Origin of the sequence: Cohnella terricola (genome assembly GCF_007786475.1) — a bacterium.
Lineage (GTDB): Bacteria > Bacillota > Bacilli > Paenibacillales > Paenibacillaceae > Cohnella > Cohnella terricola.
This window is the reverse complement of sequence record NZ_VNJJ01000023.1, coordinates 21871-36975: the sequence shown is the minus strand read 5'-3', so window position 1 is coordinate 36975 and position 15105 is coordinate 21871. Positions and strand designations below refer to the sequence as shown.

At 51.8% G+C, this 15105-nt stretch carries 14 protein-coding genes; 10 read left to right on the top strand and 4 right to left on the bottom strand.

All coding sequences use genetic code 11. The features are described from left to right. Positions 1-45 precede the first annotated feature (45 nt). Positions 46-1674 carry a family 10 glycosylhydrolase gene (locus tag FPZ45_RS23725; RefSeq protein ID WP_246120568.1) on the top strand — a complete coding sequence of 543 codons (1629 nt, stop codon included), beginning with the start codon at positions 46-48 and terminating at the stop codon, positions 1672-1674. Positions 1675-2289: 615 nt separating this feature from the next. Here the strand turns inward: FPZ45_RS23725 and FPZ45_RS23720 are convergent. Continuing rightward, complete coding sequence (locus FPZ45_RS23720) at positions 2290-3132, bottom strand: alpha/beta hydrolase (RefSeq protein WP_246120567.1); 843 nt, start codon at positions 3130-3132, stop codon at positions 2290-2292. A 176-nt stretch (positions 3133-3308) separates the two neighbouring features. Here FPZ45_RS23720 and msrB point away from each other — a divergent pair, with 176 nt between their 5' ends. Further along, positions 3309-4274 carry a peptide-methionine (R)-S-oxide reductase MsrB gene (gene msrB, locus FPZ45_RS23715; RefSeq protein ID WP_144707137.1) on the top strand — a complete coding sequence of 322 codons (966 nt, stop codon included), beginning with the start codon at positions 3309-3311 and terminating at the stop codon, positions 4272-4274. Positions 4275-4277: 3 nt separating this feature from the next. Here msrB and FPZ45_RS23710 read toward each other — a convergent pair whose 3' ends face one another. Then, on the bottom strand, positions 4278-5174 hold the full coding sequence (locus FPZ45_RS23710; protein ID WP_144707136.1) for a DNA-3-methyladenine glycosylase family protein: 897 nt from the start codon (positions 5172-5174) through the stop codon (positions 4278-4280). 422 nt (positions 5175-5596) lie between these two features. On the opposite strand from FPZ45_RS23710, the gene FPZ45_RS23705 reads away from it, so the two are divergent. The 7 genes from FPZ45_RS23705 to FPZ45_RS23675 all read left to right on the top strand — a co-directional run bounded on the left by FPZ45_RS23705 (position 5597) and on the right by FPZ45_RS23675 (position 11751). After that, positions 5597-6529 carry a manganese-dependent inorganic pyrophosphatase gene (locus FPZ45_RS23705; protein WP_144707135.1) on the top strand — a complete coding sequence of 311 codons (933 nt, stop codon included), beginning with the start codon at positions 5597-5599 and terminating at the stop codon, positions 6527-6529. A 100-nt stretch (positions 6530-6629) separates the two neighbouring features. Beyond that, positions 6630-7625, top strand: a complete 996-nt coding sequence (locus tag FPZ45_RS23700; protein WP_144707134.1) for an LLM class flavin-dependent oxidoreductase — start codon at positions 6630-6632, stop codon at positions 7623-7625. A gap of 198 nt (positions 7626-7823) precedes the next feature. Further along, entirely contained in the window at positions 7824-8615 is a 792-nt protein-coding gene (locus tag FPZ45_RS23695; protein WP_144707133.1) for a lipid II flippase Amj family protein, read from the top strand. A 48-nt stretch (positions 8616-8663) separates the two neighbouring features. After that, the gene (locus FPZ45_RS23690; protein ID WP_144707132.1) at positions 8664-9170 is read left to right on the top strand and encodes a metallophosphoesterase family protein; all 507 of its coding nucleotides are present in this window, start codon (positions 8664-8666) and stop codon (positions 9168-9170) included. A 70-nt stretch (positions 9171-9240) separates the two neighbouring features. Then, positions 9241-10116: a radical SAM/SPASM domain-containing protein gene (locus FPZ45_RS23685; RefSeq protein WP_144707131.1), complete on the top strand. Its 876-nt coding sequence runs from the start codon at positions 9241-9243 to the stop codon at positions 10114-10116. A gap of 49 nt (positions 10117-10165) precedes the next feature. Then, a complete protein-coding gene (locus FPZ45_RS23680) occupies positions 10166-11239 on the top strand; it encodes a M42 family metallopeptidase (RefSeq protein WP_186438540.1) in 1074 nt (357 codons plus the stop codon). Then, positions 11236-11751, top strand: coding sequence for a DinB family protein (locus FPZ45_RS23675; protein ID WP_144707130.1), 516 nt, complete (start codon positions 11236-11238; stop codon positions 11749-11751). The genes FPZ45_RS23680 and FPZ45_RS23675 overlap by 4 nt, the downstream gene beginning before the upstream one ends. Position 11752: 1 nt before the next feature. Here the strand turns inward: FPZ45_RS23675 and rsgA are convergent, their stop codons facing one another. Continuing rightward, entirely contained in the window at positions 11753-12865 is a 1113-nt protein-coding gene (gene rsgA, locus FPZ45_RS23670) for a ribosome small subunit-dependent GTPase A (RefSeq protein WP_144707129.1), read from the bottom strand. A gap of 439 nt (positions 12866-13304) precedes the next feature. On the opposite strand from rsgA, the gene FPZ45_RS23665 reads away from it, so the two are divergent. Then, a complete protein-coding gene (locus FPZ45_RS23665; protein WP_144707128.1) occupies positions 13305-14756 on the top strand; it encodes an MDR family MFS transporter in 1452 nt (483 codons plus the stop codon). Positions 14757-14820: 64 nt separating this feature from the next. Here FPZ45_RS23665 and FPZ45_RS23660 read toward each other — a convergent pair whose 3' ends face one another. Then, on the bottom strand, positions 14821-15015 hold the full coding sequence (locus FPZ45_RS23660; RefSeq protein WP_144707127.1) for a DUF6199 family natural product biosynthesis protein: 195 nt from the start codon (positions 15013-15015) through the stop codon (positions 14821-14823). Between the last annotated feature and the right edge of the window lie 90 nt (positions 15016-15105).

The following is a 15105-nucleotide window of genomic DNA, read 5'->3' as shown; positions in this document are numbered from 1 at the left end:
TGTTCTTTATTCGGCATGAGTTTACATTTTTCGGAGGATTTCAGCATGAGTTTGATGATGTATCGGGGAAAACGGTTTTGGTTTGTCGCGTTGTGTTTCTGTTTGCTTATTCCATTGTTGAACAATTCGGCGCATGCGGCTACGCAGCCTAAGATCGGCATTTATTTAGACGGGAAAAAAATAGAAACGGACGTGCCGCCCTACATTATTCCCAAACTGAACGTAACGATGGTGCCGCTGAGTGTCATCAGCAAGAATCTGGGCGCTAACGTTAACTGGTCGCAAAGCGACAAAACAGTGACGATCCGCCATGAAGGACGCCTCCTAAGCATGACGATCGGACAGAATTACGCGCTCGTTGGCGGGCAACGTGTCGACTTGGAGACGAGCGTGCAGGCAATCGGCGGTCGTACGATGGTGCCGCTGCGGTTCGTCAGCAATCAGTTGAATTTGCTCGTGACCTGGTATCAATCCTCGCAGACGATCATGCTGCAATCGCAGGGAGGATCGGAGGAAAATCCGCAGGAAAACCCACGGGAAAACCCGCAGAATCCGGGTAGCAGTACGGACGGATCGCTCAGGGGCGCATGGGTATCGACCGTATACAATCTTGACTGGCCTTCCGACAAATCATATGGAAAATCCGAACAACAGAAACAAGATTACATACAAATGCTCGACGATCTGCAAGGCATGGGAATGAACGCCGTATTCGTGCAGGTGAGGCCGTCTGCGGACAGTTTCTATCCTTCTGCACTTGTGCCTTGGTCGAAATATTTGCAAGGCAAGCAAGGAGCCGAGCCGGACTACGATCCGCTCGCGTTCATGATCGAGGAAACACACAAGCGCGGGATGGAATTCCATGCCTGGTTTAACCCGTTCCGGGCGACGGTTGATGCAAAGACGGACGGGCTCGCTCCCAATCACGTCGCGATTACTCATCCGGATTGGATCGTGAAGTCGGGCAGCAAGACGTATATCAATCCGGGCATTCCGGAAGCCAGACAGCATATTATCGACACGATTATGGAAGTCGTTAACGGCTACGCGATCGACGGCGTTCATCTCGACGACTACTTCTATCCGTCGGATGGCGTATTCGCAGACGACGCGACTTATATGGCGAATAATTCGAACGGAATCGGCAACAAAGCCGATTGGCGGCGCGACAACATCAATCAATTCGTCAAGTCGCTCGGCGAATCGATTCATCGGGCGAAACCGTTTGTACGCTTCGGTATCAGCCCGTTCGGCGTATGGCGCAACCAGTCCGTCGATCCGACCGGCTCGGATACGAAAGCAGGCGTCACCACCTATGACAATATGTATGCCGATGTTAGAACGTGGATCAAGCAGGAATGGATCGACTACGTCGCACCGCAGATCTATTGGAGCTTGTCGTTCAAAGTGGCGCAATATGACAAGCTGGTTGATTGGTGGGCGAATGAAGTCAGGGGAACGAACGTCGAGCTTCTCGTCGGACACGCGCCTTACAAGCTTGGAACGAAGGAAGCCGGTTGGAACGCCGCTCAGGAGATCATCGACCAATTGAATTACAATCGGAACGTGCCTGAGGTCAAAGGAGACATTTTCTTCAGCGCCAAGGACTTGAGAAAGAATCCGCTCGGTCTTGTACCTCTTCTACAGAGCTATTACCAAACCGCACGTCCGTAATACGAATAGGGGGCTGTCTCATAAGTGATCTTATGGGACAGCCCCTTATTCACGACGTTATAGAGTATGCAGCGCGTGTTGTGTTCGATTATTTCGAGTAACTCTCCCAGATTGTCTCGGTGTGGCGAGAGTAGTTCGATTATTTCGAGTAACTCTCCCGGATTGTCCCAGTGCGGCGAGAGTAGTTCGATTATTTCGAGCAACTCTCCCAGATTGTCCCGGTGTGGCGAGAGTAGTTCGATTATTTCGAGCAACTCTCCCAGATTGTCCCGGTGTGGCGAGAGTAGTTCGATTATTTCGAGCAACTCTCCCCGATTGTCCCGGTGTGGCGCGAGTAGTTCGATTATTTCGAGTATCTCTCTCCCGGATTGTCCCAGTGCGGCACGAGTTGTTCGATTTTATCGAGTAACTCTCCCAGATTGTCCCGGTGTAGCGTGAGTAGTACGATTATTTTCGAGTAACTCTCCCGGATTATCCCAGTGCGGCACGAGTTGTTCGATTTTTTCGAGTAACTCTCCCGGATCGCCTCGGTGTGGCGAGAGTAGTTCGATTATTTCGAGTAACTCCTCGTAGTTGGCCCGGTGTGGAACAAGCGGACAGGATTTCGACCGATATTTAGCGATTCAGCCGCTCGGCGAGCCAGTCGCGGATGACGTCGAACACTTCTTCGCGCCGCGTTTCGTTATGGAGCTCGTGCTTGAAGTCTGGCCATTCGCGCCAGGTAACCAAGGCCCCCGCTCGTTCGGCAAACTGTTTGCTTGCTTGAAGCGAGGTGACTTTGTCGTCTCCTCCGTGCATGAGCAGAAGCGGAACTTTTAATTCTCGAGCATTCTCCAGCGCCCAGATTCCCGCTTGTTGAACACCGAAGAAGAATCGGGCGGTAATTTGCCCGTGTCCGAGCGGGTCGGAGATGTAACGCTGTATCATGGTCGGATCGGTTGTAAGGCTCTCTGCGGCAAGCGGTCGACGGTTCGTGTAGCCGGGGTATATTTTCTCGACGATTCTACCCACGATCGCCTGCAAGGAGGGGGGCTTGAAGGCGAGTTTAAGCCAAGGCCCTGTCACGATGGCGCCACGAATGTCCGGATGCCTGCGCAGCAAATAATTCAGCGTCACGTTGCCGCCCATGCTATGTCCGAACAGGAAAAGCGGGATGCCTGGGTATTTGCGTTTCGCTTCCGCGAGCATGATGTCCACGCCTTCAAGCAGAGACTCGTAATTCGGTGTATGGCCTCTTTTGCCCTCAGTTCGTCCATGGCCTCTTTGGTCGAAGCCGAAGACGGCGTATCCTTCCGCGGTCATCATGTCCGCCACATGTGCGTATCGTCCCATATGTTCGCCCATTCCGTGAACTAGACAGATGACGGCCGGAACGGTTACCCTCTCATCCGGGGTCCATTCGCAGCCATGCATTCGGGTTTGATCCTTGCAGATCCATTCCAAGGCGTTAAAACCCATATCAGGTATCCTCCTTCATATAGGGCCGTTGTGATGCTTCTGTTACCATCATAAACGATTGCTCGTCGATGGTCGATATTTCCTGACACGTATGCGCCGATATTGGAATCGTGAGCTATTTTTGTTTACAATAGAAGCACAAGCATTGCAATTACGCAAGCGGGGAGGAAACGCTCATGAATAATACCCATTCGGAATCTTGGCGCAAAGCGACATTCGCGGGAGGATGTTTCTGGTGCATGGTCACTCCGTTCGAAGAACTGCCGGGCATTCACGGCATCGTCTCGGGCTACACGGGAGGAACGACCGAGAATCCAACGTACGAGGAAGTATGCTCGGATACGACAGGACACACCGAAGCCGTTCAAATTACGTACGATCCGGAGATCTTTCCTTATAGCAAGCTGCTAGATATCTACTGGAAGTCCGTCGATCCGACCGATGCGGGAGGCCAGTTCCATGACCGCGGTTCGTCTTATCGTCCGGCGATCTTCTACCACGACGAGCAGCAACGCGAGGAAGCAATCGCTTCGAAAGAAGCTCTGGAACAGAGCGGTCGGTTCAGCAAACAGATCGTGGTTGAGATCGAACCGGCGAGCGTATTCTATCCAGCAGAGGAATACCATCAGGATTACCACTTGAAAAATCCGTTAAGATATAAGTATTATCGCCACGGCTCGGGCAGGGACTCGTTCCTTCAGCAACATTGGAATACGCCGAAGGACAAAGAGGAGCTCCGGAAGAAGCTGACGCCGATGCAGTTCGAAGTCACGCAAAATAATGCGACAGAACCCCCGTTCCGCAACGAATTTTATGATAACGCAGAGCCGGGGCTTTACGTGGACATCGTATCCGGCGAGCCGCTGTTCAGCTCTCGCGACCAGTTCGACGCCGGCTGCGGGTGGCCGAGCTTCTCCCAGCCGCTTCACGGAGGCAGCATCATGGAGCATCAGGACTACTCCCACGGCATGCACCGCATCGAGGTCAGAAGCCGGGAGGCCGACTCCCATCTCGGGCACGTGTTCGACGACGGGCCGAAGCCCGGAGGATTGAGGTATTGTATCAATTCGGCGTCGCTCCGCTTTATTCCGAAAGATCGGTTAGAAGAGGAAGGCTACGGCAGATATTTGTCCGAGCTTTAAGTCTCAGTACAACACTCGCCATAAGTAGAAGGTCGAATATGCTTCCCAGTTTTTCCAGCCAACCGCCAGCTCTTTAATACGAGCCGGGGTTGGCTTTTGTTCCATATGAAGAACTGATTTAATCGCGTTATGAAGACCGACGTCGTCAATCGGGAACGCGTTCGGATAGCGCAGGCATCTCATCAGCACGTAGTTCGCCGTCCAGGGGCCGATTCCGCGAATCGCGACGAGCTTTTTCTCGGCTTCCCGGAAGCTGCTGGATTCCAGCAGAAGCTCTTTGCTGAGCTGACCCTCCGCGATCAGGCGAGCGACGCCGATTAAGTATTCGGCTTTTTTCGTCGTCATCTTTAACGCTGTGATGTCTTCGACCGTTAACTCCGCGACCTGCTCCGGATCGGGGAAAAGCCAGCAGTCGACGTCACCGCGGCCGACTTGCCGCCCGAACGCTTCCACGAAACGTCGCTTGAGCGTATACGCGAAAGCCAGATTGATCTGCTGCCCGATAATGCCCCAGCATAACGCTTCGAACAAATCGGGGATTCCCATATTGCGGAGGCCATACAATCGTGGCACGACATCGCTTAGAATAGGATCTTCCCGAGACATCGTATAGAAGGGTTCAAGGTCGTTATCCAGGTCGAACCAATCCCTAACGTATCGGATGACGGCTTCTTTGGTTGAGGCATCCCATTGGCCCTCGTCAAGAGAGCTTACCAGAAGGCAGCCCGGCTCGTCCCCGCAGACTTCGAATAGGGGCGTGAGGGTGCCGACGGGAATCGTTTTATAGAGTTTACCGCCGCGTATTCGGTATAAGCTTTCGTCCGGCGATCTGGATAAATAGTCGAGATTGACGGCAAAATTGAATTCGGCAGGGACGGGTATTCGAATTGTAGCGTTCATTTGCAGGACTCTCCTTGTTCTTTCATTTCCGGGAAATCTAACGGACGTAGGCGCCTCTATTACGGCGAAAGTAAGGTTTAGAATATTTTAACGGACATAGATGCCATTATCCAATACGATTTGTATAGAAAACTAGGTCTAGCATAGAAATAGAGGCTTTATTGTCCGTTACATCTCCGTAAGGCGGGAAAATGCGTCGATAACGGCTCTCATGTCCGTTACAAAAGTCGATACGGGCGAATTCCGATATAGTCGTACTTTAACACATCCAGACCGCGTTAAACTTTCGTAATCTTGCGATTCTATTCGAAGACTTCAACAAATTGTAGTAAGCCTATCGGAATGAACTTGGATAACCTTGATTCGGACTAGGTTTTTGAGGTATACTTTTCTCGCCAATATCATAGATGAGGAGCAAGAAAATGAGCAAAGTATTGATTTTCGGTCACAAAAATCCGGATACGGATACGATTTGTTCTGCCATTGCTTACGCGGATTTGAAAAAACAGCTCGGAGAAGACGTCGAAGCGGTTCGTCTCGGCGAAGTGAGCGGCGAAACCCAATTCGCACTGGATAAGTTCGGTTTTGAAGCGCCGCGTCTCGTAGAGACGGTTGCAGGCGAAGCGAAAGGCGTTATTCTCGTCGACCATAACGAACGCCAGCAAAGCGCTTCCGATATCGACCAAGTTACCGTACTAGAAGTCATCGACCATCACCGCATCGCGAACTTCGAGACAAGCGCGCCGCTTTATTATCGTGCTGAGCCGGTCGGCTGTACGGCTACGATTCTAAATAAGCTGTACAAGGAAAACGGGAAAACCGTTCCCGCGAACATTGCTGGCTTAATGCTTTCCGCCATCATCTCGGATTCCTTGCTGTTCAAATCCCCGACTTGCACGGCGCAAGACGTGGCTGCTGCCAAAGAACTCGCGGCAATCGCTGGCGTCGATGCGGATAGCTACGGACTGGATATGCTGAAAGCCGGAGCCGACCTGAGCGACAAAACAATCGCGCAATTGATCTCCCTGGACGCCAAGGAATTCCAAATGGGCAAATCCAAAGTGGAGATCGCCCAAGTGAATGCGGTGGACGTGAATGACGTTCTGTCCAAGCAAGCCGAACTGGAAGATGCTTTGACGAATATCGTGAACGAGAAGGGTCTGGATCTGTTCCTGTTCGTCGTGACGGACATTCTGAACAACGATTCGATCGGTCTGGTGATCGGCCGCGCCGCGGATGCTGTGGCAGAAGCGTACAATGTTAAGATCGAGAACAACAGAGCGGTCATGAAAGGCGTCGTTTCCCGGAAATCGCAGATCGTTCCGGTACTGACGGACATTTTCAACAAACGCTAAGTAAAAGACGAAGCCCGCGATATTCGCGGGCTTTTTGTGTTACAATAATCGGAAATCATGAATTGCTGCGCAGCTAAGGCATGGAGGCTTAAGAAGACTTATGAAATTAAGCGTACTCGAACATTCGCATGTGAACGAAGGAAGATCCGTGAAGATGACGTTGGACGAGACGGTCTCTTTGGCCCAAGAGACGGAGCGAATGGGTTATCATCGCTTCTGGGTGTCGGAGCACCACGGAAGCGAGGCTCTCGCATCCTCCAGTCCGGAGATTCTGATCGCGCATATCGCAGCCCATACGAGTTCGATACGGGTCGGATCCGGCGGTATTATGCTTCCGCATTACAGCGCTTACAAAGTCGCGGAGAATTTCAAGTTGTTGGAAGCGCTCCATCCCGGACGGATCGACGTCGGTCTAGGGCGCGCGCCAGGCGGAGCACAGATTGCGACGCTTGCTTTGCAGGAACATAAGCGGATGGACAACGACTTCTATCCGCAGCAGATCGTCGACCTCTATCACTATTTGCGCGATATCAATCCAGCCAAGCATCGGTTCCCTGGTCTTCGCGCGTTTCCGCAGACAGACGAAATGCCTGAGCTATGGCTGCTCGGCTCAAGCGAAGGAACGGCGAGTATCGCGGCCCAGCTCGGAACGCCTTACGCGTTCGCGCAATTTTTTGGCGCAACGGGAGATGAAGCGCTCCAGCACTATCATGCTTATTTCCAGCCCTCGTCGTACTGCAGCGAGCCTAAGGCGCTTGCCGCCGTAATGGCCATCTGTGCAGATACAGAAGAGGAAGCGCGGGAGCTGGCCAGAAGTAACGAGCTTTTCTTCCTCAGTCTGCTCACCGGGCGAGAGCTGGGATTCATGCCATCAGTTAAGACGGCGTCGGAATATCCTTACACGGCCGCCGAGCTGCAGGCGATCGAACAGATGAGAACCCGCCGCTTCATCGGCACTCCTGGGCAGGTCAAGGAAGCGCTGAAGCGCTACGCGGACCGCATGCACCTTGACGAGCTCATGATCGTCTCGCACATTCACGATTTCGAGAAACGGGTGCGATCCTTTCGTTATATCGCTGAAGCTTTCGACATCTAGGAGAGCGGAAACAGGCCATGCGCAAACGTCAAATACCGACAAGCCCCGTTCCGAATGGAACGAGGGCTGTTTTCATACGACGACGATCCCAGTAAATGTTGCAATCAATAGAGAGGGGAAATGAATAGAGACTTTCACGCCAAAAGAAACAGATGTATAATTTTGGTATGAAGATATGGGACACGGAGTGAAGCGTAGATGGAACAGCAATTGTTGGTCGTATTCGTCATGACAATGATTATTCATGCCGCCGAAACGTTATCGTACTCCATACGATTGGCTGGCGTCAGGCTGAACAAGATCGCCGTCGCCTTATCGCTTACGGGGATCATCGTGCTCGTATCCCGAACGGCGAATCTTGTGCAAGCGCCGTTAACCGCCAAGTTTGTCGACTTTGCAAAAAGACATATTTCCTTCGACCTGTTGCACTATATGCGGATCATTCTGCTGGCCTCCTCTGTAGGTACTCTGATTGCGATCGCCCTTTTTCCGAGTTTCGTCAGCATCTTCGGCAGAATCATCAACAGGCTGGAGGTGGCTGGTTCGATTCCGAAAATGATCTCCAGCGTCACGCTCGGCCAACTTCGCAACACGAAGCATTATTTGAAAGCCCCGAGGTTTCGGATCAGCCAATATCGCTATCTCGGCATCTCGAAGAAATTCATTTTGCTGAATATGGTCGTCACCTCTTTCTACACGGTCGGGGTTCTATCTTCTCTGTATGCAGCGCATTTACTTCCCGAGTATAGTACGACTGCTTCTCAAGCATCGGGCATCATTAACGGCATTGCCACGATTCTGCTGACGGTCTTTATCGACCCGCAACTTGGACTGATTACAGACAAGGCGCTGAATGACGCGGGGCAACGCCATCAGCTTGGCAAAATATATGTGCTGATGATGACCACTCGCTTTTTCGGCACAATGCTGGCCCAGCTCGTTCTGATCCCCGCATCTTATTTTATCGGCTTTATCGTGAAGCTGATCTGATCGGATATAATGGAAGGATAAGATGATCATGAAACGGGGCCGATACGAATGAAGATCATTGTCGTATCCGATACGCACATGCCGAGAATGGGCAAGAAACTTCCCGAGAGATTGCGTCGCGAGCTGAAAGGCGCAGATGCGATCATCCATGCGGGAGACTGGACGAAAATGTCAGTGTACGAAGAGTTGGCCACTTACGCTCCCGTACACGGCGTGATCGGGAATAACGATGGAGAAGAGTTGTCGCGCCGCTTTGCGAACCAAATTCTGTTAGAGATAGGCGGCTTCCGAATTGGAGTCGTGCATGGTCACGGCGCAGCTAAACGCTCGTCTACGGAAGCGTACGCGATCGAAGCGTTCCATGGAACGACGATTGACGTGCTCGTCTACGGTCATTCCCATATCCCCGTGCTTAAGCGCAGCGGGGGTTTGCTTGTTTTTAATCCGGGTTCTCCGACGGATAAGAGAAGGCAGCCGCTGTACTCGTTCGGCGTATTCGCGATTGACGGGAAGGAAATCAAAGCCGGGCACGTTCGGTATGCGAACAAATCGTAAAAGCGGCGCTGCGGCTTATGTTATAATGGGAGCATCATTTTAATGGCCAGACAGAATGGAGCAAGGAACATTGAGGAAATTCAAGAAATTTTACATCGAAATTACGAGCATCTGCAATCTCGCTTGCAGCTTCTGTCCGCCGACGAAGCGGCAAGCGAACTTCATCAAGGTGGATGCCTTCAAGCATACGCTGGATCAAATCCACGGCCATGCCGAATATATTTATTTTCACGTCAAAGGTGAGCCGCTGTTGCATCCTAAGATCGACGAGCTTCTGGACATCAGCCACGAAAAGGGCTTCAAAGTCAATCTCACGACGAACGGCACTTTGCTAAACAAGAACAGGCATAAGCTGCTCGGAAAACCTGCGCTCAGACAAATGAACTTCTCATTGCACAGCTTCGACGGCCATGAGGGATCGGTCGATAAGGAAGGATACGTGTTCAGCGTACTTGAATTCGCCAAGGAAGCGGCGGCGACGGGTGTGCTGATCTCTCTTCGCTTATGGAATCTGACTTCGGACAATGAGATTAATGTCGCCCGAGACCGCAACCGCGAGATTCTGGAACAGATCGAGAACTTTTTCGGCCTCGATTACCGTATCGAAGAAATGTTCGTGCGAGGTCAGGGGATCAAGATCGCCGATCGGATCTATCTGAATCACGAAGAAGAATTCAAATGGCCGGATCTGAAAGAAGAGGAAGACTTAAGCAAAGGGTTCTGTCACGCGCTGCGCAACCAGGCTGGCGTGCTTGTCGACGGAACGGTCATCCCTTGCTGCCTCGACGGAGAAGGCGTCATCAATCTGGGGAATATTAATCGGAGTCCGTTCTCCGAGATTATCGAAGGCGAACGGGCGACCAAGCTATACGACGGATTTTCACGGCGGGAAGTCGTCGAAGAGCTGTGCAGAAAATGCGGCTATCGGCAAAGATTCAATAGTTGATCCGAATAGGTAATTAGGCGGTATTTTACACAAACAGGAGTGGGACTTTATGACAATAGCCCTACAGCCGAAGCTCGATCGGGCATATATAATGGATATGCTTGGGTCTTTATTGTCGACGCCAAGCCCAAGCGGATTTTGCATGGACATCATGAAGCTGGTTCGCGCCGAGACGGCAAAATTGGGGTTCGAGCTCGAAATGACGCCGAAGGGCAACGCGATCATTTCGGTTCCGGGCGGGGAAGGAAAGGCGGAGGGCACGATCGCCCTTACCGCACACGTGGATACGCTTGGAGCGATGGTGCGTTCCGTTAAGCCTAGCGGTGCGTTGCGCTTCACGCCAGTCGGCGGATACGCGATGCAAACCGTGGAAGGCGAATATTGCCTGATTCACACCCGTGACGGCAGAACCTATGAAGGAACCGTATTATCAACCCAGCCTTCCGTTCACGTCTACACGGAGATGCGCGATCTAAAAAGGGAAGAAGCCAACATGGAAATTCGCATCGACGAGGCGACAACGTCGAAAGAGGAGACGGAAAAGCTCGGCATCGCGCCCGGCGACTTCATATCTTGGGACCCCCGGACGAGAATGGTTCCTAACGGGTGGATCAAGTCCCGCCACCTTGACGACAAAGCAAGCGTCGCCGCGTTGTTCGGAGTTTTGGAATGGCTGAAGCGCGAAGGCGTAACGCCGACGCGCAATGTGAAGTTGATTTTGTCGACGTACGAGGAAGTCGGCCATGGCAGTTCATATATCCCATCTGATATTACCGAACTCGTTGCCGTCGACATGGGCGCCATCGGAGACGACCTGTCTACGACAGAGCGAGACGTTTCTATTTGCGCCAAAGATTCATCGGGTCCATACGATTATCAAATGACCTCCAGGCTGATCGATCTGGCGAGAAGGGAGAATATCCCTTTCGCTGTCGATATATACCCGCACTACGGTTCGGACGCTTCGGCGGCGCTTCGCGGCGGAAGCAACATCCGAGCGGCGCTGATCGGCCCGGGCGTGCATGCGTCGCACGGCATGGAACGTACGCACGCGGATGCTGTTGTGAATACTGCCGCATTGCTTATCGCTTATATCATGGACAAGGGAGAGGTTATGCAATGAACAATCGACCTGCGCAAGATGAATTTGGAGGACATTTCGGAACTTACATCAACATCGTTCCGGACGGGAATATCATCGATATTCTCGCGAACAATTTGAAGGAGACTTCCGAATTTCTATCCGATATCCCAGAATCCAAGGGCAGCAATCGCTATGCCCCCGGCAAATGGAGCTTGAAGGAAGCGATCGGCCACATCAGCGATACCGAGCGCGTCATGAGCTACCGACTGCTCAGAATCGCCAGAGGCGATCAAACGCCGCTTCCCGGCTTCGATCAGGACGCATACATGGCCGGAGTCGATTTTAATGCGTATTCTCTTGCCGAATTGATCGAGGATTACATCTCCGTTAGACGAGCTACGTTAACGCTGCTTCGCGGCTTGCCAGACGCGGCGTGGGATAGGATGGGAACGGCCAGCGGCAATCCGGTCAGCGCCAGGGCGCTTGCTTACATTAACGCCGGCCATGAACTTCATCACCTCCGAATCATTAAGGATAAATATTTGGCTTAAATTATTCATCGCCATCGTACATATATACCCGTTTGTTCGGTCGAGAGAGGGCTTTGCCCGATTTCGGCCGATTTGTTTTTTTGACCGCCTTGCTTGCGGCTGTCATTTCTTTGCGCGCGAGGTGGGACAGCTCCCTGGCCGTTTTCTTATAGTTGGCGAGCCTTTTCGCATCGAGCGTACCGGCGAGAAGCGCTTCGTGGACTGCGCAGCCGGGATCGGATTCATGCTTGCAGTCGCGATATTTGCACTGAAGCGACAATTGTTCGATGTCGGCGAAAGCATGATGCCAGCCTTCATTCGAATCCCACAGTTGAAGCTCCCGCATGCCGGGCGTATCCATGACGAGTACCCCGCTTTTCAGCAGGAACAGTTCGCGATGCGTTGTCGTATGTCGGCCACGGGCATCTTCTTCCCGAATATGCTGAGTCTGCTGCAGCGGTTCACCCGCGAGCCGGTTGAGCAGCGTCGACTTGCCTACTCCGGACGAACCCGTGACGCCAATCGTACGGCCTGCTTGCAAGTAAGGCTCAAGCGCTTCGATTCCTTGTTCCTTGAGCGCGCTGACGAAATGCACGGGGACGCCCGGTGCGATCTGCTCCACTTCCGCGGCGAAGCGCTCCGGTTGCTCGCACAGATCGGCTTTGGTCAACAGGACGACAGGTCTAGCCCCGCTCTCCCATGCGGCGATGAGGTAACGTTCGATTTTACGGAGATTAAAATCCTGGTTTAGCGAGTTCACGATAAACAAGTCGTCCAGGTTAGCGCCGACGATCTGCTCATCCAACGTATTTCCGGCAGCTTTGCGCACCATCGCTGTTCGACGGGGCAGAACCGCGTGGATGACGGCTCGCCGTTCATTGGGCAGCGTCTCGACGGCGACCCAATCGCCGACGGCGGGGTAATCGCCGCGCTTTGTCGCATAGAACTCGAATTTGCCGCTCACGCCAGCGCTATATTCCCCGGCATCCGTCTTGACACGGTAGCTATGGGAAAATTGGGCGACGACTCTCGCGGGTGACAATTGACGAATAGTGGGTGGTTGTAAAGAGAAAACCTGCTCCCAGTATTCATTCCAACCGTAATCTTGCAGCGTATGGTTATCCATATTATTCATTCGTTTAACTCCTCGCATTTGATGGGATAAGATGAAAAAACCGCAGGGAGGCCCCTGCGGCTCATGGCGCACGACTGATTGTGCGCGCAAAAAAACCGTTAGAAACCAGAGGTCTCTAACGGCGCGTATAATCGATATCGTATAAGCTAAATTCTAATCGATAGCTTAAACAAACCGTCTAATCACGCAAACACTCCGCAGAGACCGGGACATATGAGATTGTGAACCCGCCGAAACAATCGATACATTCAATAAGTTTTTCATATTCCTCAGCCTCCTTGAGTTGATATGGTGCTATTATATGGGCATTTTTCTCTCCTTGTCAAGAATGGGGAAGTGGGAAAAAATCGTTATAGTCGAATTGATCAATTGAACGCCGAATGTTATAGTGAGAAAATTGGAGAGCTTATTAGATAAATGGATATGGAGGAAATCAAAAGTGAATACCGCTGATTCTGCTGCGGGACAGCAGTACAAAGAATTGGAAAACGTCAAGCGCCTGCCGATCTTGATTACGCTCGTCATCGGCGCGTTCTTTTCCATTTTGAATGAAACGTTGCTTAACATTGCTTTCTATGATCTTACGATCGATCTGAACGTGTCGTATACGACCATTCAATGGCTCTCGACCAGCTACATGTTGGTCGTCGGCATATTAATTCCGATATCGGCCCTGCTCGTGCAATGGTTCACAACAAGACAAATGTTCATAGGCGCCATGGTCCTATTCTCCGCCGGAACGCTAGTCTGCGCGGTTGCTCCCGAGTTCACCGTGCTGCTAATCGGACGAATCATCCAGGCGTTAGGCACCGGATTGATGCTTCCAGTCATGATGAACACGATCCTGATTCTGTATCCGCCAGAGAAACGCGGCGCGGCGATGGGAAGTATCGGGCTTGTTATCATGTTCGCTCCCGCGATCGGGCCGACGCTGTCCGGTTTGATTCTGGAATCGCTCGAATGGCGCTGGTTATTTTACCTTGTGTTCCCATTCGCCGTCATCTCGGTTATTATCGCAGCGATCTACCTGAAGAACGTCTCCCAGGTTACGAAGCCTAAAGTAGACATGTTGTCCGTTATCTTATCGACAATCGGATTCGGCGGTATCGTGTACGGCTTCAGCAGCGCGGGCGAAGGCGATTGGACGGTCCCGAAAGTATATTTGACGCTGATTATCGGCGGGATTTCCTTGCTTTTGTTTATTTGGAGGCAGCTGGTATCCCGTACTCCAATCCTTAATTTGCGGGCCTTCTTGTCGCCGATGTTCTCTCTTAGCACCGTGTTGCTTATTATCGTCATGATGTCGTTATTTTCCACATTGATGCTTCTGCCAATCTTCCTGCAGCAAGGTTTGCTCATGACGGCGTTCGCCGCGGGACTGATTTTGCTTCCTGGCGGTGTGCTTAACGGATTTCTCTCCCCGATCACAGGGAAGCTGTTCGATAAATTAGGGCCTCGCGTTCTGGTTATTCCGGGCACGATCATCCTGATTGTCGTCATGTGGCTGTTTACCCAGATCAATCTGGAGACGAGCAGCGGCACGTTAATTCTGTACCATTGCATTATGATGGTCGCCATCTCCATGATCATGATGCCCGCACAGACGAACGGCTTGAATCAATTGCCGAAAACTCTTTATCCGCATGGCACAGCGATTCTTAATACGCTGCAGCAAGTATCCGGCGCGATCGGCGTCGCGTTCTTCATCAGCATCATGTCGTCAGGCATGAAAAGCTACATGGCCGGCGCCGCGGACCCGACCGCTGAGAACCTAGCTTCCTTGGCATTGAATGCCGGAGTTCACAATTCTTTCCGAGTCGGGATGATTTTCGCGATTGTCGCTTTAGTGCTGGCGCTCTTCGTCAAGAAGGCGAAAGCTCCCGAAGCTTAACCGTCCGTACAAGAAAACCGCGCCTAAGCAGCGCGGTTTTTTTCCATTGTGAAGACCGATCGGATTACATATTCGGTAGAAAGACAAACAGGAATATAATCAGGATAATTACGCCCATTACCCGGCTCATCAGCAGATAGGCATCGCTAGGTTCGACATCGCCTTTTACCGCCCACCCGTACTTGAGGTACCAACCGATCTTGGGGAAGATAATATTCAAGATGGAGATCACGATAAATAGGAAAGCGAAGAAGAACATCGTCATCAGCTCCTTAGCTATTATTACGCTTAGTTTATCGAACTGTTTCGGTTATACTGTATAAATACAGCAGATTATTTCATAACGAGG